The organism is Burkholderia sp. AU27893 (assembly GCF_002223205.1).
Lineage (GTDB): Bacteria > Pseudomonadota > Gammaproteobacteria > Burkholderiales > Burkholderiaceae > Burkholderia.
This window is the reverse complement of record NZ_NKFD01000008.1, coordinates 1-26,834: the sequence shown is the minus strand read 5'-3', so window position 1 is coordinate 26,834 and position 26,834 is coordinate 1. Positions and strand designations below refer to the sequence as shown.

The 26,834-nt window shown below is 66.0% G+C and carries 33 protein-coding genes; all 33 read left to right on the top strand.

All coding sequences use genetic code 11. The features are described from left to right. Window positions 1-50: 50 nt before the first annotated feature. The 33 genes from CFB47_RS39815 (at window position 51) to CFB47_RS39655 (ending at window position 26,686) form a co-directional block, all read left to right on the top strand. Window positions 51-275 carry a helix-turn-helix transcriptional regulator gene (locus CFB47_RS39815; protein WP_089460708.1) on the top strand — a complete coding sequence of 75 codons (225 nt, stop codon included), beginning with the start codon at window positions 51-53 and terminating at the stop codon, window positions 273-275. Next, window positions 272-508, top strand: coding sequence for a hypothetical protein (locus tag CFB47_RS39810; RefSeq protein ID WP_089460709.1), 237 nt, complete (start codon window positions 272-274; stop codon window positions 506-508). The genes CFB47_RS39815 and CFB47_RS39810 overlap by 4 nt, the downstream gene beginning before the upstream one ends. Beyond that, window positions 505-720 (top strand): hypothetical protein, encoded by a 216-nt coding sequence (locus CFB47_RS39805; RefSeq protein ID WP_089460710.1) that lies wholly within the window; start codon window positions 505-507, stop codon window positions 718-720. Before CFB47_RS39810 ends, CFB47_RS39805 begins: the two co-directional genes overlap by 4 nt. Beyond that, entirely contained in the window at window positions 717-1,667 is a 951-nt protein-coding gene (locus CFB47_RS39800; protein ID WP_256946651.1) for a YdaU family protein, read from the top strand. Before CFB47_RS39805 ends, CFB47_RS39800 begins: the two co-directional genes overlap by 4 nt. Window positions 1,668-1,670: 3 nt before the next feature. Then, a complete protein-coding gene (locus CFB47_RS39795) occupies window positions 1,671-2,417 on the top strand; it encodes a hypothetical protein (RefSeq protein ID WP_089460711.1) in 747 nt (248 codons plus the stop codon). After that, on the top strand, window positions 2,414-2,704 hold the full coding sequence (locus CFB47_RS39790) for a hypothetical protein (RefSeq protein WP_143330799.1): 291 nt from the start codon (window positions 2,414-2,416) through the stop codon (window positions 2,702-2,704). Before CFB47_RS39795 ends, CFB47_RS39790 begins: the two co-directional genes overlap by 4 nt. A 52-nt stretch (window positions 2,705-2,756) precedes the next feature. Next, window positions 2,757-3,248, top strand: coding sequence for a hypothetical protein (locus CFB47_RS39785; RefSeq protein WP_089460713.1), 492 nt, complete (start codon window positions 2,757-2,759; stop codon window positions 3,246-3,248). Continuing rightward, window positions 3,245-3,505 carry a hypothetical protein gene (locus tag CFB47_RS41030; protein ID WP_143330800.1) on the top strand — a complete coding sequence of 87 codons (261 nt, stop codon included), beginning with the start codon at window positions 3,245-3,247 and terminating at the stop codon, window positions 3,503-3,505. The genes CFB47_RS39785 and CFB47_RS41030 overlap by 4 nt, the downstream gene beginning before the upstream one ends. Then, the gene (locus tag CFB47_RS39780; RefSeq protein WP_089460714.1) at window positions 3,502-3,750 is read left to right on the top strand and encodes a hypothetical protein; all 249 of its coding nucleotides are present in this window, start codon (window positions 3,502-3,504) and stop codon (window positions 3,748-3,750) included. Before CFB47_RS41030 ends, CFB47_RS39780 begins: the two co-directional genes overlap by 4 nt. Continuing rightward, window positions 3,747-4,541, top strand: a complete 795-nt coding sequence (locus tag CFB47_RS41025) for a hypothetical protein (RefSeq protein WP_143330801.1) — start codon at window positions 3,747-3,749, stop codon at window positions 4,539-4,541. Before CFB47_RS39780 ends, CFB47_RS41025 begins: the two co-directional genes overlap by 4 nt. A gap of 3 nt (window positions 4,542-4,544) precedes the next feature. Further along, window positions 4,545-4,808, top strand: a complete 264-nt coding sequence (locus CFB47_RS39770; protein WP_089460716.1) for a hypothetical protein — start codon at window positions 4,545-4,547, stop codon at window positions 4,806-4,808. Between the two features lie 60 nt (window positions 4,809-4,868). Beyond that, window positions 4,869-5,369, top strand: coding sequence for a hypothetical protein (locus tag CFB47_RS39765; RefSeq protein WP_089460717.1), 501 nt, complete (start codon window positions 4,869-4,871; stop codon window positions 5,367-5,369). Window positions 5,370-5,380: 11 nt separating this feature from the next. Next, window positions 5,381-5,647, top strand: coding sequence for a hypothetical protein (locus CFB47_RS39760; RefSeq protein ID WP_089460718.1), 267 nt, complete (start codon window positions 5,381-5,383; stop codon window positions 5,645-5,647). 3 nt (window positions 5,648-5,650) lie between these two features. Beyond that, on the top strand, window positions 5,651-7,270 hold the full coding sequence (locus CFB47_RS39755; RefSeq protein WP_089460719.1) for a portal protein: 1,620 nt from the start codon (window positions 5,651-5,653) through the stop codon (window positions 7,268-7,270). Continuing rightward, complete coding sequence (locus tag CFB47_RS39750) at window positions 7,267-7,518, top strand: hypothetical protein (RefSeq protein WP_089460720.1); 252 nt, start codon at window positions 7,267-7,269, stop codon at window positions 7,516-7,518. The genes CFB47_RS39755 and CFB47_RS39750 overlap by 4 nt, the downstream gene beginning before the upstream one ends. A gap of 1 nt (window position 7,519) precedes the next feature. Further along, a complete protein-coding gene (locus CFB47_RS42030) occupies window positions 7,520-7,945 on the top strand; it encodes a hypothetical protein (protein ID WP_226287442.1) in 426 nt (141 codons plus the stop codon). 10 nt (window positions 7,946-7,955) lie between these two features. Continuing rightward, window positions 7,956-8,867, top strand: coding sequence for a hypothetical protein (locus CFB47_RS39740; protein WP_143330802.1), 912 nt, complete (start codon window positions 7,956-7,958; stop codon window positions 8,865-8,867). 244 nt (window positions 8,868-9,111) lie between these two features. Continuing rightward, a complete protein-coding gene (locus CFB47_RS39735; RefSeq protein ID WP_089460722.1) occupies window positions 9,112-9,999 on the top strand; it encodes a phage capsid protein in 888 nt (295 codons plus the stop codon). 66 nt (window positions 10,000-10,065) lie between these two features. After that, on the top strand, window positions 10,066-10,524 hold the full coding sequence (locus tag CFB47_RS39730) for a hypothetical protein (protein WP_256946652.1): 459 nt from the start codon (window positions 10,066-10,068) through the stop codon (window positions 10,522-10,524). Window positions 10,525-10,599: 75 nt separating this feature from the next. Next, complete coding sequence (locus CFB47_RS39725) at window positions 10,600-11,202, top strand: hypothetical protein (RefSeq protein ID WP_089460724.1); 603 nt, start codon at window positions 10,600-10,602, stop codon at window positions 11,200-11,202. 3 nt (window positions 11,203-11,205) lie between these two features. After that, window positions 11,206-13,605, top strand: coding sequence for a hypothetical protein (locus CFB47_RS39715; protein ID WP_256946653.1), 2,400 nt, complete (start codon window positions 11,206-11,208; stop codon window positions 13,603-13,605). A 59-nt stretch (window positions 13,606-13,664) separates the two neighbouring features. Continuing rightward, on the top strand, window positions 13,665-14,060 hold the full coding sequence (locus CFB47_RS39710; protein ID WP_219846201.1) for a GNAT family N-acetyltransferase: 396 nt from the start codon (window positions 13,665-13,667) through the stop codon (window positions 14,058-14,060). Between the two features lie 13 nt (window positions 14,061-14,073). Beyond that, window positions 14,074-14,553, top strand: coding sequence for a hypothetical protein (locus tag CFB47_RS39705; RefSeq protein ID WP_089460726.1), 480 nt, complete (start codon window positions 14,074-14,076; stop codon window positions 14,551-14,553). 12 nt (window positions 14,554-14,565) lie between these two features. Beyond that, entirely contained in the window at window positions 14,566-16,662 is a 2,097-nt protein-coding gene (locus CFB47_RS39700; RefSeq protein WP_089460727.1) for a hypothetical protein, read from the top strand. Window position 16,663: 1 nt separating this feature from the next. Beyond that, entirely contained in the window at window positions 16,664-18,994 is a 2,331-nt protein-coding gene (locus CFB47_RS39695) for a lytic transglycosylase domain-containing protein (protein ID WP_089460728.1), read from the top strand. 3 nt (window positions 18,995-18,997) lie between these two features. Then, window positions 18,998-21,595, top strand: a complete 2,598-nt coding sequence (locus CFB47_RS39690) for a hypothetical protein (protein ID WP_089460729.1) — start codon at window positions 18,998-19,000, stop codon at window positions 21,593-21,595. After that, window positions 21,595-21,981: a hypothetical protein gene (locus tag CFB47_RS39685; RefSeq protein WP_089460730.1), complete on the top strand. Its 387-nt coding sequence runs from the start codon at window positions 21,595-21,597 to the stop codon at window positions 21,979-21,981. The genes CFB47_RS39690 and CFB47_RS39685 overlap by 1 nt, the downstream gene beginning before the upstream one ends. Further along, window positions 21,968-23,611 carry a phage terminase large subunit gene (gene terL, locus CFB47_RS39680; RefSeq protein ID WP_089460731.1) on the top strand — a complete coding sequence of 548 codons (1,644 nt, stop codon included), beginning with the start codon at window positions 21,968-21,970 and terminating at the stop codon, window positions 23,609-23,611. Before CFB47_RS39685 ends, terL begins: the two co-directional genes overlap by 14 nt. A 37-nt stretch (window positions 23,612-23,648) precedes the next feature. Then, window positions 23,649-24,332, top strand: a complete 684-nt coding sequence (locus CFB47_RS39675) for a hypothetical protein (protein ID WP_089460732.1) — start codon at window positions 23,649-23,651, stop codon at window positions 24,330-24,332. Continuing rightward, window positions 24,329-25,588 (top strand): hypothetical protein, encoded by a 1,260-nt coding sequence (locus CFB47_RS39670; protein ID WP_089460733.1) that lies wholly within the window; start codon window positions 24,329-24,331, stop codon window positions 25,586-25,588. The genes CFB47_RS39675 and CFB47_RS39670 overlap by 4 nt, the downstream gene beginning before the upstream one ends. A gap of 27 nt (window positions 25,589-25,615) precedes the next feature. Beyond that, window positions 25,616-25,927, top strand: coding sequence for a hypothetical protein (locus CFB47_RS39665; RefSeq protein ID WP_089460734.1), 312 nt, complete (start codon window positions 25,616-25,618; stop codon window positions 25,925-25,927). Then, window positions 25,924-26,205, top strand: a complete 282-nt coding sequence (locus CFB47_RS39660) for a hypothetical protein (RefSeq protein ID WP_143330803.1) — start codon at window positions 25,924-25,926, stop codon at window positions 26,203-26,205. The genes CFB47_RS39665 and CFB47_RS39660 overlap by 4 nt, the downstream gene beginning before the upstream one ends. After that, window positions 26,192-26,686, top strand: a complete 495-nt coding sequence (locus CFB47_RS39655) for a glycoside hydrolase family protein (RefSeq protein ID WP_089460736.1) — start codon at window positions 26,192-26,194, stop codon at window positions 26,684-26,686. The genes CFB47_RS39660 and CFB47_RS39655 overlap by 14 nt, the downstream gene beginning before the upstream one ends. Window positions 26,687-26,834: the final 148 nt, after the last annotated feature.

Genomic DNA, 26,834 nt, shown 5'->3' with positions numbered 1-26,834 from the left:
AAAGCATCGCTTCTTAGTTACAATAGGAGCATTGCTACTACGGAGGCGCTATGCGACTCGATGCGTACATGCGCGAGCACAAGCTCACTCAGGGCGCGCTCGGCGCGATGCTCAACCCGCCTGTCAGCCAGTCCCAGGTCAGCCAGTGGTTCCGCGGCCGCACGAGCATCACGCTCGACCAGGCGCTGCAGATCCAGACCATTACCAACGGGCTCGTCACGCCGGCCGACTGCGCTCGCGTGAACGAACCCGAACCCGCCCAGGTGGCCGCATGAAAACCACGAAGGCGACCCGGGCCGAGTACCGGAACGAGGTCAAGACGCGTCTGCGCGACGCCGCGTACGAGGCATTGCAGACGTGGAAGGCTCTGCACGGCATCGACAGCGATTCGGCTGCGCTGGCGCGGCTCACCGAGCTGATGCTGTTCGGCGCAGTCGGAACTTTGCCGGCGCAGCTGGTGGCCGTCAGTGCCGGTGTGGGACAGATCGGCCCGCAGGTGCGCGCATGAGCGGCGACCGCGTAGAGCAGCCGGTGCTGCTGCCGCTGGCCGCAGCGGCCGACCTTGCGACGCAAGCGGCGAAGCAGGGCGTGTCGACGCCCGATTACCTCGGCTACCACGTGCTCAAGAGCGCGTACGGCGTGATGCACCCGGCCGTGATCGAGTTCGAGACGCGGCCCAAAGCGGGACAGTCGGGGACGGATGACGAGGTCGCGCCATGAATTTCTACAAGCGCCACATCGGCGACTACCTGAAGGACACCGCGCACCTTTCGCTGCTCGAACACGGCGTCTACACGCGGCTGCTGGACGTGTACTACACGCGCGAGGCCGGCATTCCCGATGACCAGGCAGCGCGCCTGATCGGCGCCCGCGCGCGCGACGAGCTGTCCGCGCTGAAGGTCGTGCTCGGCGAGTTCTTCGAGCTGGTCGACGGGACATGGGTGCAGCAGCGCTGCGAACGCGAGATCCACGCCGCAGGCGGCCAGCAGGAGGGCGATGGAGAAGCGCCGCGCTCCGGCAAGGCGATGCGCCAGAAGCAGTACCGCGAGCGGCGCAAGGCGATGTTCGACCGTCTCCGTGATCTCGGCGTGACGATGCGTTTCGACGCCTCGATGGACGAATTGCACGACGCACTGTTACGCGCAACTGAGACGTCACGCGTTACGCCTGAAGCGTCACGCGTTACGGATGGCATAACGGGCGTGACGCATAACGTTACGGCTACCAACAGCCAGACTCCAGAAACCATAAGCCAGACACCACAGGGGGAACACAGCGCGCGTTATGCCGACACCCTCGCACGCGAGCGCGTGAAACCCGGCGAACTGTCCGCTGCGATGCGTGAGCATTCGATCGAGGCATCCCCGCACGACCCGCGCATCATCGCCGCCGCCGAGCGCGGCGTGACGCCCGCAACGATCCGCGCTGCATGCGTCGAGGCGAAAACCTCGAAGCCGAACGAGCGCATTCCGCCCGCCTACGTGCTGTCGATCGCGACGCGCTGGCATGCCGACGCTGCGCAACCGCCGCGGCCCGGCGGCGGCAACGCGCGACCCGTGCGCCAGAGCGCCGCCGAACAGCGCAACGCGATCAGCGACCGCAACGCCGAAGCGTGGTTGAACGGCCACGCCGAACCCGATCCTACCGTCATCGACATGGAGCCCTGACCCATGACCCCGAACGACAAACGCACCTTCGTCGACGCGCTGAAGCTCGCGCACAAGACCGCGCGCCAGCCGCTGCCCGAGCCCGACGTCATGGGCGTTTTCTGGAAGCAGCTCGAACCGTATCCGCTCGACGCGGTGCTGCGTGCGATCTCGTGCCACGTCGCGACGAGCGAGTTCGCGCCGACGCCCGCCGCGTTGCTGAAGCACCTGCCGCGCGAATCCGACGGCCGGCCCGACGCCAACGAGGCATGGGCGATCGCACTGCGCAGCCGCGATGAGCGCGACACCGTCGTGTGGACGCAGGAATGCGCCGAGGCATTCGCGGTCGCGCTGCCCGTGCTCGAAGGCGGTGACGAGGTCGGCGCGCGCATGGCGTTCAAGGCCGCGTACGAACGCACCGTCGAGCGCGCCCGCGCGGAATGCCGGCCGGCGCAGTGGATCACGTCGCTCGGCCACGATCCGGACCTGCGCGAAGCCGTCGTGACCGAGGCCGTGCGCTCCGGACGCCTGGCGCTGACGCATGCGCAGGCGATCGTTCCCGCGCTCGCCGCGCCCGTCGATTCGTTCGATGCGAAGGTGGCCGAGAGCAACCTCGCTCGCCTGCGCGCGCTGGTCGGCGGCATCCCGAGCGCGCGCGAGAAGCTCGACCGTATCCGCGCAGCGCACGTCGCGCGCGACGCCGCCGCAACGGCCGATGCGAAGGATCTCGCGGCCGCACGCGTCGCCGACTACCTGACGGCGCACGCATGAGCATGGACGGCGTGACCGGCGAAACCTGCGCGGCCCAAGGCTGCCCGATGCTCGGCTCGTTCGGCGTGTCCGGAAAGTGGTTCTGCTGCTGCCACTTCCGCGGCTCGTCTGCGAGCAGCATCGCCGTCACGTCCGTCCTCAACCAACACGCCGCGATCGTCGACCGCGTGAAGCTGCTGCGCCGCACTGGCGGCAGCTACGCCGACATCCTCGCGGCGGAGAACCAGCTGATCGAGCTGACGCGCGAGGTCGGCAAGCAGTACGAGATTGGAGGGAGCGGGGAATGACATACCACACGAACGACGCGCGCGCGTGCGCGCATTTGGGGCAGGAGGCCGGATGCTGACCCTCGGAATCGACCCGGGCATTTCCGGCGCGCTCGCCGCGCTCGACCACAACGGCGCACTGCGCATCGCGGACATGCCGACGCGCAAGAAGCAGGGCACTGGCAAGGTGCGCAACGAGGTCGACCCGCATGTACTGCAGCGCACGTTGCGCGACCTGATCCCCGCGAGCGACAGCGTGATCGTCGTCATGGAGGCGCTGAACACTTTCGCGGGCGGATCCGTGCAGACCATGGCATCCCTCGAAGCGACGAAGGCAGTGATCATGACCGTGTGCGAGCTGACGGGCTACGCGGTCGAGGTCGTCGCGCCGCGCACGTGGCAGGGCTTCTACGGCATCAAGCGCACCGATACCGAGGACACGAAGCGCCAAAGCCTGCGCATCGCGCGCGAACTGTACGGGCAGGCGTTCTGCCCTTTGGCGAAACACGACGGCCGCGCCGACGCGATCCTGATCGCGCGCTGGGCGCAGAGGAATCTGACGTGAAAATCATCTTTCTCGCAACGATCCTGGGTGCATGCTCATCATCAATCGCGCATGCCGAATCCTTCCGATTTCTTGACGGTCGCGAGCATCCCCCGCTTCCGGAGGTCGTGCTTTCCTTGAGCCCTGACTATTCGCGGATTGATCTCTATCCGGAAAGCATCAAGGCCGACGAAATGCGCGCTGTGATGCATTGCCGCGGCACCGTCAAGATCATCGACGAATCGACGATCGTCTGCTGGAGAGCTGGTGCGAAATGAACCTCGTCCAACTCGCCGGAATGCTGACGCGCGATGCCCAGTTCCGCGCCTGGGTCGGCGGCTTCGTCAACGGCGATCCGGTCACGGTCGACCAGGCCGCGCAGTTCATCCGCATCGTCTGCAAGGTCGAGTCGCGCCGCGAGCTGGCGACCGACACGCACGCGGCTGACCGCTTCAACCACTTCCTGCGCCGGCCGTTCCTCGACTGGCGCGACAACCAGCAGCACCAACGGAGAGCAGCATGAGCGACATCAACGCAGCACCGAGCAGCACCGAGCCCTCGAACGAGGCGGCAAAAACGGACATGCAGGGGGCTGGCACGGCCGCGGTGGGGGAGCCGGCAGGGAGTGGATCCGACAGTTCCGTGCTGCTTTCGACGAGCGATGCGAGCGAAACGCTTTCGACGTCAGCGTCGACATCATCGCCCGCGGCTTCGGATGCCTCCACGTCTGCTACGACGAGCACGGGCGACTCGTCGTCGAGCGCATCGACCCTCGCGAACTCCGCTGATGCGGGAAACGCCAGCGCTGCCGACACGGGTTCGTCGGCCGATGCAGGCGCTGCAATCGACACTGGTGACGCGCAGGCGGTCGCGGCATCGGGGGAGTCGAGTGCTGCCCCGGATGCGGCCGCTTCGACGCCCGCGAATGCGACGGGCAGCGCGGATGCCTCGCTGAACCCGACGGCGAGTGGCGTAGCCCTCGATGGTGGTGACGCGGGAAACGCCGGTGCGTCGCCTGCGGCTGGACAATCCTCAAGCGACACTGCATCGTCTGCGCAGGATGCATCGCAAGGCGGCGACACCGCGGCGGCTGCCTTGCGCGCTGAACTCGATGCTGCAAATTCGCGGATCGCCGCGCTCCAGCAACAGGTGATGGACGAGCAGGAGCGCGTCATCAAGTGGCAGGGGCTGTACAACTCGGCCACGGAAGCGAAGCCGCACGCCGAGTCGATCCTGCAGAAGCTCGAAGCCGGCGAGGCTATCGTGCTCGGCGACCTGCAATCGCGCCTGCGCGCCTTCGTGGACGCCCTGTAACGCATGACCCGAGTCGAGCCCGCCCGCGCCGTCGATTGGTTCCGCGTCCTTGAGGACGTGCGGCGGGCCGACTTCACTCTCGCTGAGATCGCGCAGTACACGCAGATCCCGCGCACGACCCTGCTCGGCTATCGCAACCTCGGCGCCGAGCCGAAGCACTACGCGGGCGTCACGCTGCTGAAGCTATGGGCCCAGGTCACGGGAAACGCGCCCGACGACGCGCCCACCGTTCAGCGCATGCCGTCCGTATCCGAATCCCTGCGATAGACGGGAATCCGACACCCCGCGCGCCCGATACTCGCCTGCACCATCCATGGAGGTGCAGGAATGTCCACCAAACGAACCTACGCAACGCAGGTGCCCGGCGCGGCCGCAGTCATGCCGACCGACGACGGCCCCGCGCCCATCGTTGGCGCCGACACCGATGCGGTGCTGACCATCGCCGGCCGCGAAGTGCCGCTCGCCGAGATCGTGATCGGCGCATTCGAGACGAGTGGCATGTCGGCCGAGGAATGGGCCGCGGTCGATCCGCAGGTGCGCGACAACCTGGTCGGCAAGAAGCGCAAGGAACTGGAGCAATCGCTCGCGGGTGCGGGCGAACTGCCGTCGCAGGAGACGGCGCGCAAGGCTGCTCTCGCCGCCGTCACCGCGCGCCGCGAGCAGCGCGAGGCTGTCGCAGCAGGTATGGCCGCCACCGGCAAGCCGGCCGAGCGCAAGCTTCCGCACCGCGACGAGATCGACCCGATGGAAATCGCAGGCCCGGTGCTCACGCAGCAGGGCTGGATCGTTCCGTCGAAGCCGCGCGAACTGCCGCGCAACTTCAAGTAACGGGGGCGGACATGTGCGACATCCTCGGCGCAATCGGTAGCCTTTTCGGCGGCGGCAACCGCGGTTCCATCGTTCCCTCTGCCTCGACCACGACATCCGCATCGAGTGCGGGCAGTACGGCTGACGCGCAGGCAGCGCAGGCCGCACAGGAACAGGCGGCGGCCGACAAGAAGCGGCGCGCGTCGCAGAGCCTGCTGTCGACCGGCGCAGGCACGGGCACCGGCGGCACCGGCTCGTCGTCCGTCCTCGCTTCCGCGAAATCCTCTCTCGGCCAGTAAGCCATGATCGACAGCCTCGGCGAAACCCTCGCGAAGCGTCTCGAAACCCTGAAGTCGAAGCGCCAGGTTCACGAGCTGGTCTGGCGCAACTGCTTCATGCTCACCGATCCGGTGCGTGCATCCGGGCTCGACGGCCCGATGATGGACGCGAACCAGATCGCGCAGGCCGTGTCGCTGATCTTCGACTCGACGGCGACCGATGCGAAACGCACGCTGGAGGCGTCGATCATGTCTGGCATGACGCCTGCGAACTCGCTCTGGTTCACGATGACCGTGAACGGGACCGATGACGACGGCGAGCGCTGGCTCGATGAGGCAAGCGAAGTGCTGTGGCAGAACATCCACAGCGCGAACTTCGACAGCGAGGCGGCCGACGGCATCGCCGACTGCATGGCCGGCTGGTTCGCGCTGTACGTCGACGAGAACCGCGACACCGGCGGCTTGTACTTCGAGCACTGGCCGATGGCCGGCGTGTACTGCGCAGCATCGAAGCAGGGCGGCCCGGTCGACATCGTGTTCCGCTGCTACCAACTGACCGCCGAGCAGTGCGTGACCGACTTCAAGCAGCGCGGTGACTCGCTGCCGCCCGAGATCATCGACAAGGCGAAGACGAAGCCCGACGAGCTGATCGACCTGTGCCAGGCGATCTACCCGCGCGACGTGTACATCGTCGGTGCGCTGCGCGCGAAGAACATGCCGATCGCGTCGGTGACGTTCGCATGCAACCACAAGTACGTCATCCGCGAGTCGGGCTATCACGAAATGCCGGTCGTGGTCGCGCGCTGGAAGAAGATCCCGAACAGTGTCTACGGCGTCGGGCCGCTGCTCGACGCGCTGCCCGACATCCGCACGCTCAACGACATCGTCAAGCTCGAATACGCGAACCTCGACCTCGCCGTGTCGGGCATGTGGATCGCCGAGGACGACGGCGTGCTGAATCCGCGCACCGTGAAGGTCGGCCCGCGCAAGGTGATCGTCGCGAACAGCGTCGACAGCATGAAGCCGCTGCAGCCGTCATCGAACTTCCAGCTCGCCGAGACGCGCATCGAGAAACTGCAGGGGCAGATTCGAAAGACGCTGATGGCTGACCAGTTGCAGCCGCAGGACGGCCCGGCCATGACCGCGACCGAAGTGCATGTGCGCGTCGACCTGATCCGGCAACTGCTCGGGCCGATCTACGGTCGCCTGCAGGCCGAGTACCTGCAGCCGCTGATCGCGCGCTGCTTCGGCCTCGCGTACCGGGCCGGCGTGTTCCCGCCGCCGCCGCCGTCGCTTGGCGGCCAGAACTTTGCGGTGCAGTACCAGTCGCCGCTGGCGCGCGCACAGAAGCTGGAGGAAGTCTCCGCGATCGAGCGCCTGATGGGCGACCTGACCGTGATTGCGCAGGTCGACCAGAGCGCGATCGACAACGTCGACACCGACGAAGCCGTGCGCCAGACCGCGAAGAACCTCGGCGTGCCGGACGCGATCATGCGGCCGGTCAAGGACGTCGCCACGTTCCGCCAGAAGAAGCAGCAGGCCGCCGCGCAGCAAGCGCAGCAGCAGATGGGCATGGAAGTGCAGGGCGACGTCATGAAGTCGATGGGTAGCGCGGCCGCCGGCCGCATGGTGGCGAACCAATGAAAGCGCAGATCGAAGGGGCACCCGTCGAGCAGCGCGCGACGCCGGACGACTATCGGGTCGTTTTCGAGAGCCCGGTCGGCGCGCTCGTGCTCGACGACCTCGTGCGGCGCTTCACCGGAGCCGTGTTCGTTTCCGGCGGCCAGGACGGCGAGCGCGAGACCACATTCCGCCTCGGCCGCCGCGAGACCGTCGAGCACATTTTGCGAATGATCAACCGCGCCAACGGCGCAGAACCCGAAGGAGAGTGACATGTCCGGCACCTCGCAACTTACCGGCAGCGGCTGGATCGCCTACGGCGCGCCGCGCACCGATGACAAACCGTACGGCGTGCCGTACTACAGCGGCAAGCCGCAGGATCAGGTCGGCGAGAACGGCGACGTGACGATCGATCCCGTGACGCTCGTCGTCTACAAGAAGACGGCGGGCGCATGGGCCGCGCTCGCGCCGAGCGGTGCCGTCACCGTGCAGAACTCGGCCGGCACGGTCACGCGAAACCTGACCGCGACGAACGGCGTGGTGACGCTGGCCGCCACCGATGCCATCGTCGCGAACGGCGTCACGATGACGCTGCAGAAGTCGGACGGCACGACGTCGTCCGGAAACGCAACCCTCAACAGCCCGGCCACCGCGATCGTATCGGCCGGTGCGCTCACCGCCGTGAAGGCCGCGGCATAACGGAGGTCTCATGTTCTTCAGGAAATTCGTGCTGATGGACGCTGCCGGCGGCGACGGCGGTAGCGCAGGCGGTGGTGCTGCTGCGGCCGGCGGCGAAGGTGGGGGCGGAGCATCAGCTTCCGGCGGCGGTTCAGCGCTTGCGGCCGGGGCCGGCGCTGGCGCCGAAGGAGCGGGTGCAGGAGCGGGCGCGGCTGGCGGTGCTTCCGCGGCTGGCGCAGGTGGCTTCGACTGGCTGCCCGAGAAATACCGCGTGAACGGCGCCGACGGCGCGCTCGATCTCACTGCGTCCGCGCAGAAGCTGGCCGGCGGCTACGGCGAGCTGTCGAAACGCATGGTCGACGGTGGCGCGCCGCCGGCCGCCGCCACCGAGTACCAGGTGACGATTCCGGAACAGTTCAAGGATGCGGTCGGCGACCTGAATAACGACAAGCTGTTCACCGAGTTTCGCGCGGACATGCACGCGCTCGGGCTGTCGCAGAAACAGTTCGACGGCGTCATGGCGAAATACTTCTCGGTCGTCCCGGGCCTCGTGGCCGGCGGCCAGCAGTACAGCAGCGAATCGGCGACGGCGGACCTGCGCAAGACGTGGGGCGACGATGCGACGTTCCAGAAGAACGTGGGCCTCGCGTTCCGCGCAAGCAGCGCAGTCGCGAAGGCCGCGGACATGTCGTTCGACGATCTCGAAAAGGCTGGTCTCGCGAACAATCCGACGTTCATCCGGATCATGGCTGCGCTCGGCCCCGAGTTCGCCGAGGACGCGCCGACCAACGGCAGCGCGGGCGGCTTCATGTCCGAAGACGATGTGAAGAAGCTGATGATCTCCGAGGCGAACACGAACCCGAAACACCCGGACCACAAGGCGACGCGGGCGCGGATCGACGCGTTCTACAACCGCAAATATGGCAACACGCCGATCGTCTGACGACAAATTGCAGCAGCCAACTTGCCCCGCTTCGGCGGGGCTTTTTTATGCGCGCTCGATTTGGTCGGGATTCCGACAGGCACGTCGGCCGAAGATGCAACGCATTCGGCCCGCGGTGGCGCGCGGAACACCCGATGAGCCCGGAAGCGCACGTTCGCCGACGTGAGCCCGTAACAGGCCCGCGACACGCGGAACACCCTGAAGGCGGAAAGACGACATCGAACCTTTTGGGAGTTCTCTCACCATGAGCACGAACAACGAAACGATCACCCAAGCCTTCGTGCAGCAGTTCGCCGACGGCTACATCATGGCCGCGCAGCAGAAGGAATCGCGGCTGCAGGCTACCGTCAGCAACTACGGCGACGTCACGGGCTCCAGCTTCACCGCGAACAACATGGGCGCGACCGAGGCAAACGACGTTACGTCGCGTCTGTCGGATACTGTCTGGAACGACAACCCGAACGACACGCGCGTCGCCCTCATGCAGGACAAGGACTGGTCGACGCCGATCGACAAGTACGACCTGCCGAAGCTGAAGGCGAACCCGCAGGGCACGTACATGCAGAACGGCCTGGCCGCGCTCAACCGCAAGAAGGACGCCGTGATCTACCAGTCGCTGATCGGCACCTCGATCACGCGCGCGGGCGAAGCGCTGCCGTACGGCTCGATCGCGCTGCCGTCCTCGCAAAAGATCCTCGACGGTGGCGTCGGCATGACGAAGGCGAAGCTGATCACGGCGAAGAAGCTGTTCCGCAAGAACGAGGCCGACGAGCAGAACGGCGAAGATCTGTACATGCTGTACGACGCCGAAATGCTGGAGGACATCCTGAGCGATACGACGCTCACCTCCGCCGACTTCATGGCCGTGCAGATGCTGCAGGACGGCAAACTGTCGGGGCACTGGCTCGGCTTCACGTGGGTTCCGTACGAAGCGCTCAACACGTCGGGCACGGTGAAAACGACCGTCGCATACGCGAAGTCGTCGACTCAGTTCGGCGTCGGCCTGAACCGCGACATCGACATCGGGCCGCGCCGTGACAAGCGCAACGCGATCCAGATCTACATCGGCGAGTCGTACGGCGCCGTGCGCACCGACGAAAAGAAGGTCGTGACGATCGACTACCAGTTCTGAGCGTGATGTGACGGGTGGCGCACCGCGCCACTCCGCATCGATCTCGACACGAAACAGGAGCACATCATGGCAGAAACCAACTCGGTACAGATGGCGAAGGTGCTCGGCGCACCGAACGCGAAGCTGCAGCCGAACGAAACTGGCGGCCGCTCGCGGATCATGTTCGGCCAGGTCACGTCGATCGCGGGCGCGATCGGCGACACGATCTACTTCGGGCGCATTCCGGGCGGCTCGCGCATCACGGGCGTGACGATCAACAACGCGGCGGGCACGGCGTCGTCCACGCTCGCGATCGGCGTGCGCAAGACGAGCGACAAGTCGGGCGCGGTGCCCGCGGGCCTGTCGGCGGCGACGGCGATCAACGCGGCGCAGGGCGTGTCGGCGCTGACGGGCTCGCTCGTGAACGCTGGTCAGTCGTACGTGACGCCGTACGAGAGCGATGTCTACGGCACGATCGCTGGTGCAGCGACGCCGGCATCGCCGGGCCAGTTGATTTCGGTCACGGTCCATTACGTGAACGACTGATCCGCGCCATCCCGGCGCGGTGTAGGACGTATGCCGGGGGCGCTTGCTCCCGGCTTTTTTGTTTGAGGACCGACCATGACCAGCAGCATTTCGATCTGCTCGAACGCACTGCTTCAGCTCGGCGACAAGCCGATCGCCTCGTTTAACGAACCGACGGACCGTGCGAGAGTGTGCTCGAACCTCTATTCGGAAGTGCGCGATGCGATGCTGCGCGCGCATCCGTGGAATTCCTGCACGAAACGCGTCGTGCTGGCACCACTCGTCGATGCTCCAGCATTCGACTATCCGTACCAGTTCCAGCTGCCGGCCGACTGGATCAAGACGATCCAGGTCGGCAGCGCGCGCTGCCCGCTCAACTTCGCAGCGGAGGGACAGCGCATCCTCGCGTTCGTGCAGGCGCTTCCGCTGGTCTACATTTTCAGGAACGAGGTCGAGGCGACCTGGGAATCGACGCTCGTCGACGTCGTCACGGCGGCGATGAAAATGCGCCTTGCGTATCCGATCACGCAGTCGGCCGCGATGGCGCAGACCGCGACGGCCGAGTTCACCACGTTGCTGAAGCAGGCCAAGGCGATCAACGGTCAGGACGACGACACCGAGACGATCGGCGACTTCCCGCTACTGGAGTCGCGCCTGTCCAGCTACACGACTGCGCCTGGTCGCGCGCCGGGGCGGTAAGCCATGGCGAAAGTCACCACGATCCAGTCGAATTTCAACGCGGGCGAGCTGTCGCCGCCGCTCGAAGGGCACATCGACCTCGACCGATATGCGAACGGCGTGAAGACCATGCTGAACGCGGTCCCGCAGATCGAGGGCGGCGGCCGGCGCAGATTCGGATTTCGGCAGATGGCGGCGACGAAGACGACAGGCGCGACGCGGCTCATCCCGTTCGTGTTCAGCAAGTCGCAGGCATATTTCGTCGAACTCGGCGACTCGTACGCTCGCTTCTATTCGGTCGACGGCCAGATCCAGCAAAGCGGCACGCCGATCGAAATCGCGACGCCTTGGACCGCCGACAAGCTGTTCGAGCTGGAATACGCGCAGGGTAGCGATACGATGTTCGTCGCGCATCCGTCTATGCCGATGAAACGGCTAGTACGCATCCTGCAGACCGCATGGACAATCAGCGACGCGCCGTTCGATCCGGGGCCGATTGACGAGATCGGCACGCGGCCGCCGACGTCGATCATCCTGTCATCGACGTCACCTGGTGCGGCTACTGTCACGGCCAGCGCGGATACCTTCCTGCGCGGCGATGTCGGCCGCAATATTCTCGCCGGTCCCGGCGTGGCCGCGATTACCGCCATCACGAGCTTGACGACCGCAACCGTGATGATCACGAGCGCTTTTACGGCTTCGTCGTTTGGGGTGAACGGGTGGAAGATCGACGGATCGCCGCAGGCGCCGATCACGCCGAGCAATGCAAAACCGGTGGACGGCGCCGTGACGCTCGTCGCCGACGGACCGGCAATCGGCGTACAGAGCATTTCGCAGACCGGTACGACGATGACCCTTGAGAGCGTGAATCCGCACGGGCTGTCGGTGGGTCAGGAAATCGTTCTGTCGGGCTTCGAGTCGGCCGGGCTGGACGGACTGTATCGCGTTGCTACCGTACCTGACGCTACGCACATCACGTTCAATTTCTCGGGCACGCTCCTGGAAGGCAGCGTGCTTGGCGCGATGTATCTGCATGGCGGCGGTGAAGCGTGGCGCACGACCGACGTCGGCTCATATGTCGCCATCAATGGCGGCCTCGTCGAACTCACCGAAGTCGTCAATCCGTCGAAGGCGTATGGGCGCATCGTCCGGATCTTGTCGGCGACGATCACCGCGCCGTCGAATGGCTGGTCGCTGAAGTCGTTCATGTGGAACCCGACGGACGGCTATCCGTGTGCGGTGAGCCTCTACCAACAGCGGTTGTACTCGGCCGGCTCAAGCGGCTTCCCTGAGCGCATCTGGGCGAGCGGAATCGGCCTCTACTACGACTACACGCCGGGCACGAACGATAGCGACGGGTTCTCGTACGACGTCGCGTCCGATCAGGTGAACCAGATCATGCACCTTGCCTCGTCGCGCATCCTCACGGTGCTGACGCAGGGCGAGGAATTCACCATCGACGGCGGCTCGGCCGGCGCCATCACGCCGACGAATATCAACGTGCGCAGTCAGTCGATCTATGGATGCGCGCGGCCGCGCCCGGTGCGCGTCGGCAATGAGCTGATCTTCCCGCAGCGCGCCGCGAAGAAGCTCCGGTCGATGGCTTACGACTTCAACACCGATTCGTTCCGCTCGCAGAATCTCACGCGCCTCGCCGCGCACATCACCGAGTCGGGCATCGTCGATCTGGCGTTTCAGGCTGAGCCGACGCCGGTCGTGTGGATGGTGCGCGCCGACGGCGTGCTCGTGTCGATGACCTATGACCGCGATGAGAACGTGTGCGGGTTCGCGCGTCACACGACGGACGGCCTGTTTAAGTCGGTGTGCTGCATTCCGGGCGACGAGGGCGATGTGCTGTTCGCGGTCGTGCAGCGCACCGTGAACGGCAACACGGTGCAGTACGTAGAACGGCTCGACGCGAGCGTGCAGACCGATGCAGCGATCGTCGGCACAAGCGACGCGGGCGGCACGGTATGGGTGAATCTCGGCTCGCTGGAAGGCAAGACGTGCGACGTGAAGGCCGATGGCGTCTACATGGGCGAGTTCACGGTAACGGGCGGCCAGGTGACTCTGCCGCGGCCGGCGAAGAAATTCGAGATCGGCCTGCACTACGAGAGCACGATCGTCGCGCTGACGCCGAACCTGTCCGGCGGCCTCGGCACGTCGCAGGGCAACCAGCAACGCACGGGCCGCGTGATCCTGCGCGTGCTGAACACGATCCGATGTCTGGTCAACGACCAGATCATCCCTTTCCGCGAGTTCGGCGAGAACGTGCTCAACAAGCCGCCTGAGCCATTCACGGGCGACAAGGACATCACCGAATTCGGATGGGATTCGTCGTCCGAAATCACCATCACGCAGGACCAGCCGTACGACTGGTACGTGCTCGCGCTCCTGCGTCAGTTCACCGTCAACACGGGCTGACCATGATCCGCAACGCTACTCCTGACGATGTGCCCGCGCTGGTCGAACTCGGCGCGCTGATGGCCGCCGAGTCGCCGCGCTACCGGCGTTACCGCTTCTCCGCGCCGAAGCTCGTTGCGCTGTTCGAGCGGCTGATTGCGAGCGAGGACGGCTTCCTGATGATGGCCGAGCGCGACGGCCGACCGATCGCCGTTATGGCTGCGATGGTCATGGAGCACTGGATGTCCGAGGACAGAATCGCGTGCGACTTCGGCCTGTTCATCGATCCGGCGCACCGCGGCGGAATGCTTGCCGCGCGCTTCGTGCGCACCTATCGCGAGTGGGCGTGCGAGCGCGGCGCTATCGACACGTTCCTCGGCATTTCCACTGGCGTGCACGTCGAGCAGACGGCACGCTTCTACAAAACGCTCGGTCTCATCGAGGCCGTCATCACTTTCGAGGTGCCGCATGTGTGACCCGATTTCGATCATGGGTGCTGTGACCACTGGGGCGAAGTATCTGCCCGCCGCCGCGTCCGTGCTGACGTCCGCGAGCGGCGCGGCGCAGCAGGGCACGGCTGCCGAGCAGGCCGCGCAGTTCAACGCGCAGCAGCAGCTGATGCAGGCGGACCAGACGCAGGCCGCCGGCTACCAGCAGGCGAAGCGCATCCGCGAGCAGGGACAGACGACGACGGGGCAGGCGACGGCCGCGCTCGCCGCGTCGGGCGTGAACGTCGGCACCGGCACCTCGAACGACGTGCGCGAGCGCATCGGCCAGAATACCGAGACCGACGCGCTGAACACGATCCTGAGCGCCGACACAAAGGCGCAGGCGATGCGCGGGCAGGCGCAGATGACGTTGGCGGCCGGCCAGCAGCAGCAGCGCGCCGGCAACATGGGTGCGCTCGGCTCGGTGCTGTCCGGCGCGTCGAAGTTCATCACCGGCTGGAAGTCGCTCGCCAGCTCGTAATCCGGAGGAAACATGGCACGAATCCCACTCGGCGATCCGGCAAGCGCAGTTGCGCAGCCCGCGCCGGCGGTCCAGGCTGACCCGAACGCGTTCGGCGCGGCTACCGGCCGCGCGATGCAGGGTATCGGCGATGCCGGCACGCAGATCGCGGCCGGCCTGTTCCAGCAGAAACAGAAGCTCGACGAAGACCTCGCGCGCACCAACGCGGCTGTCGCCTACCAGTCGCACGCGACGAACGTGCAGTCGGCGATGAAGACGGCCGGTGAGCAGCTGGCAAGCGGTGCGATCGATCAGCCGACCTACCAGCAGCAGGTGGCCGACGCGCAGAAGCAGTCGTTCGAGTCGACGATCGGCGCGCTGCCGGGTGGCCACTACAAAAACATCGCGACGACGCAGTCGGCCGGCCTCGATCGCACGGTCGCTCTCGGCATGCAGGAGGCGCTGACGAAGAACACGCAGCAGCTCATCGCGACGAACGCGGCGACGCTGCTCGACACCGCCGGCAAGAGCATCGCGACGAATCCGGCCAGCATCGACGGGACCGTCGCGAGCACGAAGCAGGCATACCTGAGCGCGGCTGCGTCCGCCGGCATCCCACAGCCGCGCGCGGCGCAGGTCGCGCAGGACTGGGCCGACAGCCAATATGCGGCGCACGCGCAGTCGGCGGCGATCGCGGCGCGCGGCACGGGCGACCTCGCCGCACTCACGCAGTTGGAGAAGGACCTGACCTCCCCGGACGGCTACTACGCGGGCAAGCTCGACGCTGGCAAGCGCAATCAGGTGCTCGCGTCCGTCGTGTCGAACCGGTTGTCGCTGGAAAACCAGATGAACAGCGAGCAGCAGGCGCGCGAGCGCGAGGCTGTGACGGCTTTCAATCAGGGCACCGACTTGATGACGCAGGGCAAGCGCTTCAGCCCCGAATACATCCAGCAGCTCACGGCGGCGACCCGCGGCACGGAACTGGAAGGCCAGACGCAGCAGCTGATCGCGCGCGCGGCGGCCGGCGCCGGTTTCTCGACGCTGTCGGTGCCGCAGATGCGCGCCGCTGTGCAGGCGAACGAGGGACGGCAGGTCACCGCCGGCACCGATCCTGTCGAGGCGGCCGCGATCAAGCAACAGAAGCAGATCCTCACGGCGACCGATGAAGCGTACAAGCGCGACCCATGGAATGCGGCGCTGGAGCGCGGTGCGATTGCCGGCGTGCCCGCGATCGACACGTCTGGCATTACGCAGCTCGCGTCGTCGCTCGCGGCGCGCGCGCAGCTCGCGCCAGTCGTCGAGGACAAGGCCGGCCGCCGCGTGTCGTTGCTGACGCCAGACGAAGCGCGCAGCGTGCTCCAGACTGTCGACGCGCTGCCGACGAACACGAAGGCGCAGGCGCTCGCGATGCTCGGTCGCTCGATGGGGAACGCCGCGCGCATCAACGACCTGGCTGAGCAGTGGAAGGACAAGAGCCCGGCGGCGGCGCTCGCGATGAAGGCCGGTGCGGCCGATCCGTCGGGCGGCCCGCTGATGATGCAGAGCGGTATGCCGGTTGCGCAGTACATCCTCGACGGGCAGGACGCGTTGGCGAACAAGCTGGTGAAGGTCGATCCGGCGGCCGCGACCGGCATGCAGGCCACGATCGCGAAGCAGATCGGTGACGCGCTGCCGCCGCAGCAGCTCGGCGATGCGCGCGAGACCGCGTACTTCGCGGCGGTCGCGAGCGCGCGGAAGAACGGCCGCGACGTGCCGAACTCGACCGACATCCTGACCGGCGTCAACGTGGCGACCGGCGGCCTGTCGAAGACTGGCGGCGTCGATCCTCGCGGCGACCGGTACATGGCCGCGAAGCCGTGGGGATGGTCCGATGACGATTTCGACGGCGGCGTCAAGGCGGCCTCGGTCTCGAACATCGAGAACCAGCCTGGCGGCCGGCCGGTCGACAGCGTCATCGCGAACGGCACGAAAATTCCCGTCGACCAGTTCATGCAGCAGTTCGCGAGCTACCGCCTGCAGCGGGTCGGCATCGGCGGCACCTACACGGTGCTGACCGGCGCGCGGCCCGTGACCGACGCGAGCGGCGCACCGCTGCTCATCCACCTGACGAAGCCAGTACCGAAGCGCTGACATGCCAATCGATCCCCTCTACGAAGACACGACGAGCGCCTACCTGACCGGGCAGGGCAACGTGCAACTGCCGCCCGAACCGAAGCCGCAGTCGTCGACAGGGCTTGGCTCGGTCGGGCTGGCGGTCAGCCTCGGCGCCGTGCAGGGTGCAGCGCGCCTCGCGGGCGCCGCAGCGGACCTGACGTCCGGCGCGAGCCAGATCCTGACCGACCCGAGCGAATCGCTGCTCAATCCGCAGCTTCAGGAGGAAACCGACCGTCGGCTCGGCGAGACCTTCAGGAAACAGCGCGAGGGCACGCTATTCACGTCGGCCGCAGGGCAGCGACTGTACAGCCTGTCCGACATGCTGCGGCCCGACCCGAACAACACGACGACCACGGACCAGATCGTGCAAGGCGCCGTCAGCAGTCTGACCCAGATCGTGCCGGCCGCAGTCCTCGGTGGTCCTGTGGCCGGCGCGGCGGTGGGCGGTACGTCTATCGGGCTCGGCCGCGCGGAGGAACTGAAGCGCGAAGGCGTCGACGTCGGCACGCGGTCCGCCGCTGGTGCAGTAGAAGGTGCGTTCGGTGCAGTCGGTGCAGTGCTGCCTGCCGGTGGCTCGACGATTGCGCGGACACTCGGGCTTGTCGCTGTCGGTGGTCCCGGCATGGCGATAGCGCAGGCTGCCGCAGAAAAATCGATACTGAAAAACGCCGGCTATGACCACCTCGCCGACCAGATTGACCCGCTCGACCCGATGAACCTGAAAGCGTCGCTTTTCGTATCGGGTATCTTCGGCGCCGGTCATATCGGGGGCATCGCGATGAATGCACGCGCGGCGCGCGCCGCCGACCCGGCCACGCCGCTACCGACGCTCGACGTCGCCGTGCGCAAGCAGCTGCCATACGACTCGCCGATCCTTTCCTCATACATCACGTCCGCCGCGCAGCGCGAGGGCGTGCCGCCGGGCCTCATGCTGGCGCTGATCCACGCGGGCGAGAAATCGAACTCGAATCAGGTTTCGCCGAAGGGCGCGGCGGGCGTCGCGCAGATGATGCCGGACAACCTGAAGAAGTTCGGCGTGACCGACCCGAAAGACCCGCTGCAGTCGATCGACGGCATGGCGCGCTACCTGAAGGCGACGCAGGACCAGTACGACGGCAACGTGCAGGCGATGATCGCCGACTACAACGGTGGCCCGCGGCAGGCTGCTGCAGTGTTGCGCGGTGAGCGGCCGCCGGCCGCCGAGACGGCAGCGTACATGGATCGCGTGAACGACTACCTGACGAACCGCGTCGGCGACGATCTCCGCTTCAACCCATCGCCGCAGGAGGTCGACGCCGCGCTGATGGCGCGAGGGCAGCGCATCGTCGACGACGCATACGTGTTCGGCACGCCGGACGACGTGAACGGCATGGCCGCGCATCAGGACGCATTCGAACTCGCCGCGCGCCAGATGGACGAGGGCGGCTATCCGGACGTCTCGCGCTACTTCACGCCGGACGACGTGACGCGCGCGAACGCGCTCGAAGGGCTGATCGCTGACGCCGAGTCGTACCGCGGCGATCTCGCGTCGACGGCGGCCAATCTGGCAGATCCCGGCGCCGTGGCACAGGCGCGCGCCGAACTCGACCAGCTGCGCGCGAACGCACCGGACACGTCGCCTGAAAGCGTGAAGGAACTGACACGCCAGCTGCAGGACCAGGGTGCGAAGTACAAGGCAGCGGCTGCCGAGGCGCAGCGCCGCATCGACGCCGCGCAGGCTGACCACGAGGCGCAGGTCGCGCGGCTGGAAGGGATGATCCGGCAGAACGCTGAAGCGCAGCGCGCGAGCGACCAGCTGCCGACGCTCGACTCTCAGATCGAGCAGATGCGCACCGCGCGCGCCGGCATCGACGTGCCGGCCACGCGTCGCACGCAGATCGCTGACTTCGTGTCGAGTCTCGCCCGCGCGCAGCGCGAGGCAGACCGCGCGCCGGCCGTGCGCCGCGCCGAGGCAGCGCAGCGCGGCGCCGACGTGACGGCTTCCTCTGCCGAGCAGACGCCCAGCGGCGCGAGCGGCGTGGCCGCCGCGCGTGCGCCGTCGAGCGCCGATGTTCTGGCGGCCGCAGTGCGCGACCTGACTGGTGCGGGCGAGCCGGCCGCACGGCCGACGTCCGCTGTCGAGTCGAACTTGCGCGAAGCCGCGGCGGCGACGCCCGACGCACAGGTCGAATTCGACGCCACGGCGGGCGAGTTCCGCGGCTCGCTGCGCGACGCGCTCGACACGATCGACGCCGAGCACGCCGCGACGATGGCTGACGCCAAGCTGTTCGAGGTGGCGGCGAACTGTTTCATTCGGACGATGGGGTAATTCATGCACGCAAAATGCGCAGCGGCCGTCACGCAGGCGGCCGGCCGAGACCTGACGAAGGCCGAACTCGACGGCATCGAGAACCGCGTGCGCGCCGGCATGCGCGCCGTGTCGCGGCAGGACCGCGCCGCGTGGAACTCGATGACCGAAGCCGAGCGCGTTCAGGCCGGCGCCGACTGGGCGCGGCAGCAGTTGGAGGGCGAGGCTAACCTCGACAAGGCCCGCAAGCAGCTGCAGATCGCGAAGCAGATCGAGACGACCGACCGGATTCAGGAAGCGCTGTATGCCGATCCGGAGCGCGCGCATGCGAAGCGCGCCCGCGAGAAGGCGGTGAAATCGGACATCGAGCGCACCTACGAGCTGGCGGGCGGCATCAAAGCCGACTACATGCGGCAGACGATGGGCGCGATCGAGGGGATGAAGCACGGGCAGAACTTCCTCGCGCGCGCGTTCGACGTCGACAATCCGGCGATGGAACGCGACATCATTCGCGAGATCTACCGCGGCGCCGATGGTTCAACCGGAAACGAGGTGGCGAAGGCGGCCGCCGAGCAGATCAGCGGCACTTCGAATGCGATGCGCGAGCGCTTCAACCGGGCGGGCGGCAACATCGGCCAGCTCGACTACGGCTACGTGCCGATCCGCCACTCCCAGGCGAAGATCCTCGGCAACGGCTCCGATGCCGCCAGGCACGCATGGGCCGACTTCGTGCTGCCCCGGCTCGACCGCTCGCAGTATCTGGACGATGCAGGAAATCCGCTCGACGATGCCGCGCTGCGCCGCGTGCTGACCGGCGAGGACCGCGAAGCATGGGAAGCGCGCAACATCGCCGCACGCGGCATGGGCGTTGAGCCGCGCAAGCAGGGCGTCTGGGACACGATCGCGTACGGCGGCGTCAACAAGATCGTGCCCGGCGAGACGACCAGCGGCGCCGCGCGCGCGAATGCCGGCTCGCAGCACCGCGTCCTTCACTTCCTGAACGCCGACGCGCACATCGAGTACAACCGCACGTACGGCGAGGGCTCGCTCCTGAATGCACTGATCGACCACGTCGGCGGCATGTCGAAGAACATCGCTCTCGTCGAGCGCTACGGCCCGAACCCGACGCGCAACATGCGCACGCAGATGCAGCTGACCGCGCTGCACGACAACACTGAAATGCGTACGCTCGAAGGCGGCATGACGTCGGTCGGCGCCTACTGGAACTACGTGACGGGCGCGACCAACACGCCCGTCAATCCGGCGCTCGCGAGGCGCTTCGAGACGCTTCGTACGACGGTCAGCGCAATCAAGCTGCAGGGCACGATCCTCGCCGCTCTCGGCGACGTTGGCACGATGTTCGTGACGGCCGGCTACAACCGTGTGCCATTTTTCAAGACGCTCGGCACGGCAACACGGCTGATGGCGCCCGGCTCGAAGGATTACCGCAGCTGGCTCACGTCGCAGGGGCTGATCGCGGAAACGCTGGAGCACGGCCTGAACCGGTGGGGAACCGATCACCTCGCGACGACGTGGGCGAAATGGCTGTCGGCGCAGACGATGAAATTCGGCGGCGTCACGGGCTGGACGGATGCGCTGCGCACCGCGTTCCAGGCGCAGATGATGCGCGGCCTCGCCGAGATCGGCGGTACGGAGTGGGGCAAGCTCACCGAGTGGGACCGCCGCTCGCTGACGCGCTCGGGCATCACCGCCGACGACTGGGCGCTTGTGAACCGCGCCACGCCCGGCGAGTACAACGGCTCGAAATACCTGACGCCAGACGCGCTATATGGGACCGGCGACGCGCGCGCCGCTGACGTCGTGCCGAAGCTGCTCGGCATGATCCGCGACGAAGGCGAATTCGCTGTGCTGAATCCCGACCTGCGCACGAAGGTGCTCGCCGCGGCGACACCGGGCACGTGGCAGGGCGAGCTGCAGAAGACGTTCATGCAGTTCAAGTCGTTCCCACTCGCGATGATCTCGCGGCACTGGGGGCGTATCGGCGAAATGCGGCGCTCCGGTGACTTCCGCGTCGAGGGCGCGCCGACGCTCGCGAGCCCGATGGCGTACGCGGCCGCGCTCGTCGTCAGCACGACGCTGATCGGCGCGCTGTCGACGCAGATCAAGAACCTGATCGCCGGCAAAGATCCGGAGCCTATGGCCGACAACGTGAAGCATGCGGCCGGCTTCTGGACGCGCGCTTTCTCGGTGGGCGGTGGCGCGGGTTTCGCGGGTGACATGCTCACGGCCGCGTTCCAGAGTGCCGACTACGGTTCGCTGTTGAGCAGTGCAGTCGGCGGCCCGGTTCTGTCGACGCTGTTCCAGCCGCTGCGCGCGATCTCGACGAACGTGCAGGACGCCGCGCAGGGCAAGGATACGCACGTGGGAGCTGACCTGCTGAAGGTCGCGCAGTCGAATATGCCGCTCGTGAATCTCTGGTTCTGGAAAACGGTGTGGAACCGGCTGATCTGGGACAACATCGCCGAGAACCTGTCGCCGGGCGTGACATCGCGGAACGTGGCGAAGTCGCGCCAGCAATACCACAATGACTACTTCTGGGAACCGGGAACGAGCGCGCCGCAGCGCGCGCCGGATCTCAGCAACGCGTTCCAGGGGGAGTGATGCGCATCGATCAATACGAGCGCCTGCAGGCGCTGTCCGAGAAGCTGACCGACGTGTTTCTCGACGAAGCCGATCCGGACGGCTGGCCGGGCGCTGGGATTGCGCTCGCGACGATGGATAAGGCGACGCGCGGCGACCGCTACTGGTCGAAGAAGAACGCGGCCGCGACGGTGATGCTGATAGGCCGCGTGCACTCGCTGGTGAGCGTGATCCAGCTCGCGAGCAAGGGTGGCGACGGCGCGGCCGCTGGCGGGGTGAGCGAGACCGAGGCCGAACTCGACGCGGAGGTTGCTGCTGCCGAGAAGGAGGCCGAGCGGCTGCTCGACCAGGTGCAGCAGCGCGCGCGGAAGGCCGAGTTCGACAAGCGCGCACATGGAAAATCGTAAGGTCGGGTTCCTCGCCTTTTTCCTGATGTGGGCGAAGCAGCAGGGCTGGAAGGTTCCCCTGCTGCACGTCCGGGTCTGCCATTGGCTGGAGACCTGTGACGAGCCCATGCGCGTGCTGCAGGTGTTCCGCGGCGCGGCGAAGTCGACCATCTACGCCGTGTTCAAGGCGTGGTGCCTGTACTGCAATCCGAATCTGCGCTCGCTGATCTGGTCGGCCGACGGCCCGCTGTCGAAGAAGCTCACGCGCGACGTCATCAACGTGCTGCGCCGGCACCCGCTCTGCGCGGGCATCCTGCCGACGAAGCCAGGTGCGCAGATGTTCTGGGTGAACGGCGCGAATGATCCGCGCAATGCCAGCATGACGGCCGTCGGTGTCGACCAGAACGTGACGTCTGCGCGCGCGGACAGCATCGACTACGACGACGTCGAGGTGCCGAAGAACATCCGCACGCCCGAGGCGCGCGAGAACCTGCGGCTGAAGATTCAGGAGGCGACCTTCATCCTCGTGCCCGGTGGCCAGGAGACGTACATCGGCACGCCGCACACGCACGACTCGATCTATCCCGAGCTGATCGCGGCCGGCGCCGCGTCACTGAAGATCCCGCTGTTCGAGGCCGGCGTGCGGTACGAGGACACGTCATCGGAGACGCGCTACCGATTCGATTTCACGCCCGGCGACGACGGTCTGTACGTAATGGCCGGCATCTTCAAGCACGCACGGCTGTTGCGCGAGGGCGTCGACTATCGTGTCGAGGGGCGCGAGGTCGTATTCTCGCGGCCGCCGGGCATGGTGATCGATATCTACGCGCACTGCGCGTGGCCCGAGCGCTTCACGCGCGACGACATCGAGAAGCGCCGCAAGAAGTGCCGCACGCTGAACTACTGGGATTCGCAGTACCAGCTCGAAGCGAAGCCACTCACCGAGGTCCGGCTCGATCCCGAAAAGCTTCGACCGTACAACGTGCACCCGATCGTCGAACGTGCGAACCGCGAAATGCGCATGATGCTCGGAGACACGCGCATCGTCAGCGCGCGCGCGTACTGGGATTGCGCGACTGGCAAGGTCGGCAGCGACGACTCGGCGTTTTCTCTGGTGCTCGACGATGCGGCCGGAAACTATTACTGGCACGTCGCTCAGGCGATGCTCGGTGAGTTCGCCGAATTTTCGAGCGGCGAGAACTCGAAGATCACCGGCGGCCAGGTCATGCAGGTATGTGATCTGGTCGAGCGCTTCGCTATCCCGCTGATCTACGTCGAGACGAATGGTGTCGGCTCGTTCGTGCCGCAGCTGCTGCGCAAGGCTCTGCGCCAGCGAAAGCTTGTGTGCGGCGTGAAGGATATCGCGGCGACCGTCAACAAGAACGAGAAGATCCTCGCGGGCATCGAGCCGCCGCTGAAGTCGGGCGTCCTCTGGGCGCACGTCGACGTCCTCGACAGCCCAGTGTGGGACCAGATGCAGTCCTTCAACCCGTTAGTGAAGCGGCAGCCCGACGATTTCATCGATTCGGGAGCCTCTGCGATCCTCGAAACGCCTGTCAGGATTGGCAGGATAGTCGGGAATCCGACAGCCGCAGAGGGGCACGATTGGCGTCCATCAGTGGGCGTCCATGAGGTGACGCTCGAAATGTAGCGCCGCGCCGCGGCGCCTTTCGCAGAGAGGTTGCCGCGTGACCGTCCCCGTCCAGAATCCCATCGTTGCGTACGTCGGAAACGGCATCACCACGGTGTTCGCTTTCCCGTTTCGCCTCCTGACTGAAGATGACCTCACGGTCACAATTAACGGTTCGCCGTCGCCGATCGCATACACGATCTCAGGCATCGGCGAGGACCAAGGTTCGGTGGTATTCGCCTCCGCACCGACAGCTGGCACGCGCATTCTGTTGTACCGAAACGTCGCGCTGATGCGCAGCGAAGACTACCAGGACAACGGCGACCTGCTGGCCGACACGGTGAACGCCGACTTCGATCGAATCTGGATGGCGCTTCAGGGTCAGGGATACCTCGTCGGCAGTGGGGACCCGTCGCTTTCGCGCGTGCTGATGCTCGGTCGAGACGATACGAACGGATCAGGCGCATATCGTGCGAACAGCAATCGCATCTCGAATCTCGCTGATCCGATCGACAACAAAGACGCTGTGAACGTCGATGCGGCACGCGCGATCGCTGAATCCTTTGTCCCACCGGGTAATGGTGGTGGCGCTGCGATGACCTCCGGCTTTGTCAGGCCGATTGTCCCCTTCGTAAATCAACTGTTTCTGGACAGGAATCTAGGCCCGTTCGGAATGCCGATCTATTGCTATCAGGTGTTTCCCGAAATTATTTGGTGCAGCTTTGCTGGAGTGCCGGTATGAAATTCTACGAAAAACTGTTGCTTGCGTTCGCTTGGGGCATTGCCGCGATTGGCATGTCGGTATTCGGCATTACGCATGCTCGTGCGCAAAATTTCCCCGTCTACAACCTGATCGCGAAACCGCTTGTCGGCGCACCGACGGTGGACCTTACCGCTTCGATGGATGGCGGCACGTACATTTCTGGCTCGGGGGTGTTCAGCTTCTATCCGACCGTCGGCCACGATGCGGGCGATCATCAGCGCGCGCAGGCGTACTTCAGCTTCGTACCGACGAAGCCCGCGACGATCAGCGAGACCGGCATATCGATCAACGCCAACATGAATTCTGGGTTCGCGAAGACATGGTCGCCGTCGACCGCCTACAGCGTCGGCGACTATCTCGACGTCAACGGGAACGTCTATCTGAACACGACGGCCGGGACGTCTGCATCCTCTGGTAGCGGGCCGAGCGGTAGCGGCTCCAGCATTGCGGACGGCTCGGCTGTGTGGGCATGGCAATGTCATGATCAATGCAACGCGAAAATGCCGCTGTTTATATCGGCGGTCGCCGGCAGCAACGCCGGTCACGTGTGGGCGGCCGACGTCGATCTCGTGCTGAACTCTGGCTGGCGCGGGCAATTCGCCGCTGCATTCGAATCGGATATCACCAACAACTCCGGTGCTGAATGCCCTGGGTGCCAGAATTTTTTCGCGACGGGTGATCCTGGGCCAAACCCTGTTCAGGCGGCGTACTCCGCATATGGGCCGTCCGACACGCTTTACTCGTGGGTGAACGGCGTGCAGGTCGTTGGAACCAAGGCGTACAGGAATGCGGCCTTCTACGACTTCTCGTTCGGCGGCCAGTATGGCATTCAGCTGGCGGGCAGCTACGGAACCGCCGGCATCATGATGTCGCACGACTTCGCGCAGATTCGATTCGGCGCGGGCGACAGCTCGAACCTGAACCGCTGGCGGATCATCTCGAACATCAATCACGGGAGCGACGGCGCGCTGACCTTCCAGCACTCGACCGACAATTTCGCCTCGAATTTTACGAACCCGCTGATCCTCGGTAACGAGGGCACCGTAACCTTTACGACGGGTCCGGTTCTCACGCCTACGGTTGTGAGCAGCCTGCCGACGTGCACACCTTCATTCGCCGGATACACGCGCGTTGTGCGCGACGCTGCGTCTCCGACCTATGGTGGCGCACTCGCTGGCGGGGGCACTTCGTACGCGATCGCTTTGTGCACCGGCACTGCTTGGACTTCTCACTGAAAACGACAACAACGACGAGGGAAACGCATGCAGAACGGACAGCCCGGCTGGCTCGATTGGAAGGTCAACGTGCAGACGCTCGTCACGGGGGTGATCGGCGCAGCAATCGCACTGACGGTCGCGTACTTCACCCTTGTGGGTCGCGTTTCGAAATTGGAGGACCACGTCGCTGCGATCGAAACCGCTGCAGCAACCCAGAAGCAGGACGTTCGTGAAGCGCTCAACGAGATCAAGGTGAGCGTGAAGGACACAAACTCGAAGGTCGACCGCCTCAATGAACAGCTGTTCGTGAGCAGTGCAGGCGCTCGGCCCGACACGCGCAGATGGAGCAAGCCGTGAGAAAGATCCTCATCGATGACCTGAACCAGATCGGCAAGTGGTGGTCGGTTCGCGTGAGCGCGCTGATGCTCATCCTGCTCGCTGCAATTCCGCCGCTTGCCGATCAGTATCCGCAGCTTGCGCCGTCGCTGCTCTCGCTGTTCCCGAAGCACGGGCAACAGTGGGTGCCGATCGTCGGCGTGCTGTTGACGGTCGCCGCGCGTGTCGTCAGCCAAGCCGGCCTGATCAGCAGCATCAGGGCACTATTCCGCAAGGGGAGCGACGATGGCTCGCATTGACGTGTATGCGGCAGGAGGGCGAAACCGTGTCGCCTTCCTCGATATGATCGCGGCGAGCGAGATTGGCGCCATGCTGCTTGCGAAGTCGGATGACGGGTATAACGTGCTCGTCGGCTCGACGCCAGCGCGGCCGTTGCTGTTCGCCAGTTATGCGACGCATCCCAACGTGCTCAACCGCAATATCCCGGTTCCGTCGACGGCGGCGGGCCGCTATCAGATCCTGAACCGCTGGTGGCGCATCTACCAGGCGCAGTTGAAACTACCCGACTTCGGCCCGGTGTCGCAGGATCGCTATGCGCTGCAGCAGCTGCGCGAGCACGGCGCGCTTCCGCTGATCGACGCCGGCCGGTTCCGCGAGGCTGTAGCGAAGGTGTCGAACGTCTGGGCCAGCCTGCCGGGCGCCGGCTATGGGCAGCACGAGAACGACGTCGAACGGTTGCTGGCCGCGTATCAGGCTGCCGGCGGGGAGATTCAATCGTGACAGCAATCCTACCCATCCTGGTGAAATTCGGCCCGTGGCTGCTCGCGGCGGCTGGCGTGCTGTTCGGCATGTTCCGGCATCAGCAGGCCGCTACGGCCACGGCCAAGGCGGCGGCCACCGTCGCGCAGGCCCAGGCTACCGTTGATGC

What these genes read in the sequence shown, in the direction of transcription:
- CFB47_RS39780 (WP_089460714.1), top strand. Translation starts at nt 3,502, where the DNA reads ATGAACCTCGTCCAACTCGCCGGAATGCTGACGCGCGATGCCCAGTTC.
- CFB47_RS39700 (WP_089460727.1), top strand. Translation starts at nt 14,566, where the DNA reads ATGGCACGAATCCCACTCGGCGATCCGGCAAGCGCAGTTGCGCAGCCC.
- CFB47_RS39740 (WP_143330802.1), top strand. Translation starts at nt 7,956, where the DNA reads ATGTTCTTCAGGAAATTCGTGCTGATGGACGCTGCCGGCGGCGACGGC.
- CFB47_RS39730 (WP_256946652.1), top strand. Translation starts at nt 10,066, where the DNA reads ATGGCAGAAACCAACTCGGTACAGATGGCGAAGGTGCTCGGCGCACCG.
- CFB47_RS39815 (WP_089460708.1), top strand. Translation starts at nt 51, where the DNA reads ATGCGACTCGATGCGTACATGCGCGAGCACAAGCTCACTCAGGGCGCG.
- CFB47_RS41025 (WP_143330801.1), top strand. Translation starts at nt 3,747, where the DNA reads ATGAGCGACATCAACGCAGCACCGAGCAGCACCGAGCCCTCGAACGAG.
- CFB47_RS39695 (WP_089460728.1), top strand. Translation starts at nt 16,664, where the DNA reads ATGCCAATCGATCCCCTCTACGAAGACACGACGAGCGCCTACCTGACC.
- CFB47_RS39710 (WP_219846201.1), top strand. Translation starts at nt 13,665, where the DNA reads ATGGCCGCCGAGTCGCCGCGCTACCGGCGTTACCGCTTCTCCGCGCCG.
- CFB47_RS39770 (WP_089460716.1), top strand. Translation starts at nt 4,545, where the DNA reads ATGACCCGAGTCGAGCCCGCCCGCGCCGTCGATTGGTTCCGCGTCCTT.
- CFB47_RS39665 (WP_089460734.1), top strand. Translation starts at nt 25,616, where the DNA reads ATGCAGAACGGACAGCCCGGCTGGCTCGATTGGAAGGTCAACGTGCAG.
- CFB47_RS39750 (WP_089460720.1), top strand. Translation starts at nt 7,267, where the DNA reads ATGAAAGCGCAGATCGAAGGGGCACCCGTCGAGCAGCGCGCGACGCCG.
- terL (WP_089460731.1), top strand. Translation starts at nt 21,968, where the DNA reads ATGGAAAATCGTAAGGTCGGGTTCCTCGCCTTTTTCCTGATGTGGGCG.
- CFB47_RS39655 (WP_089460736.1), top strand. Translation starts at nt 26,192, where the DNA reads ATGGCTCGCATTGACGTGTATGCGGCAGGAGGGCGAAACCGTGTCGCC.
- CFB47_RS39670 (WP_089460733.1), top strand. Translation starts at nt 24,329, where the DNA reads ATGAAATTCTACGAAAAACTGTTGCTTGCGTTCGCTTGGGGCATTGCC.
- CFB47_RS42030 (WP_226287442.1), top strand. Translation starts at nt 7,520, where the DNA reads ATGTCCGGCACCTCGCAACTTACCGGCAGCGGCTGGATCGCCTACGGC.
- CFB47_RS39735 (WP_089460722.1), top strand. Translation starts at nt 9,112, where the DNA reads ATGAGCACGAACAACGAAACGATCACCCAAGCCTTCGTGCAGCAGTTC.
- CFB47_RS39705 (WP_089460726.1), top strand. Translation starts at nt 14,074, where the DNA reads ATGGGTGCTGTGACCACTGGGGCGAAGTATCTGCCCGCCGCCGCGTCC.
- CFB47_RS39765 (WP_089460717.1), top strand. Translation starts at nt 4,869, where the DNA reads ATGTCCACCAAACGAACCTACGCAACGCAGGTGCCCGGCGCGGCCGCA.
- CFB47_RS39690 (WP_089460729.1), top strand. Translation starts at nt 18,998, where the DNA reads ATGCACGCAAAATGCGCAGCGGCCGTCACGCAGGCGGCCGGCCGAGAC.
- CFB47_RS39810 (WP_089460709.1), top strand. Translation starts at nt 272, where the DNA reads ATGAAAACCACGAAGGCGACCCGGGCCGAGTACCGGAACGAGGTCAAG.
- CFB47_RS39800 (WP_256946651.1), top strand. Translation starts at nt 717, where the DNA reads ATGAATTTCTACAAGCGCCACATCGGCGACTACCTGAAGGACACCGCG.
- CFB47_RS39755 (WP_089460719.1), top strand. Translation starts at nt 5,651, where the DNA reads ATGATCGACAGCCTCGGCGAAACCCTCGCGAAGCGTCTCGAAACCCTG.
- CFB47_RS39805 (WP_089460710.1), top strand. Translation starts at nt 505, where the DNA reads ATGAGCGGCGACCGCGTAGAGCAGCCGGTGCTGCTGCCGCTGGCCGCA.
- CFB47_RS39795 (WP_089460711.1), top strand. Translation starts at nt 1,671, where the DNA reads ATGACCCCGAACGACAAACGCACCTTCGTCGACGCGCTGAAGCTCGCG.
- CFB47_RS39790 (WP_143330799.1), top strand. Translation starts at nt 2,414, where the DNA reads ATGAGCATGGACGGCGTGACCGGCGAAACCTGCGCGGCCCAAGGCTGC.
- CFB47_RS39760 (WP_089460718.1), top strand. Translation starts at nt 5,381, where the DNA reads ATGTGCGACATCCTCGGCGCAATCGGTAGCCTTTTCGGCGGCGGCAAC.
- CFB47_RS39685 (WP_089460730.1), top strand. Translation starts at nt 21,595, where the DNA reads ATGCGCATCGATCAATACGAGCGCCTGCAGGCGCTGTCCGAGAAGCTG.
- CFB47_RS39785 (WP_089460713.1), top strand. Translation starts at nt 2,757, where the DNA reads ATGCTGACCCTCGGAATCGACCCGGGCATTTCCGGCGCGCTCGCCGCG.
- CFB47_RS39725 (WP_089460724.1), top strand. Translation starts at nt 10,600, where the DNA reads ATGACCAGCAGCATTTCGATCTGCTCGAACGCACTGCTTCAGCTCGGC.
- CFB47_RS39715 (WP_256946653.1), top strand. Translation starts at nt 11,206, where the DNA reads ATGGCGAAAGTCACCACGATCCAGTCGAATTTCAACGCGGGCGAGCTG.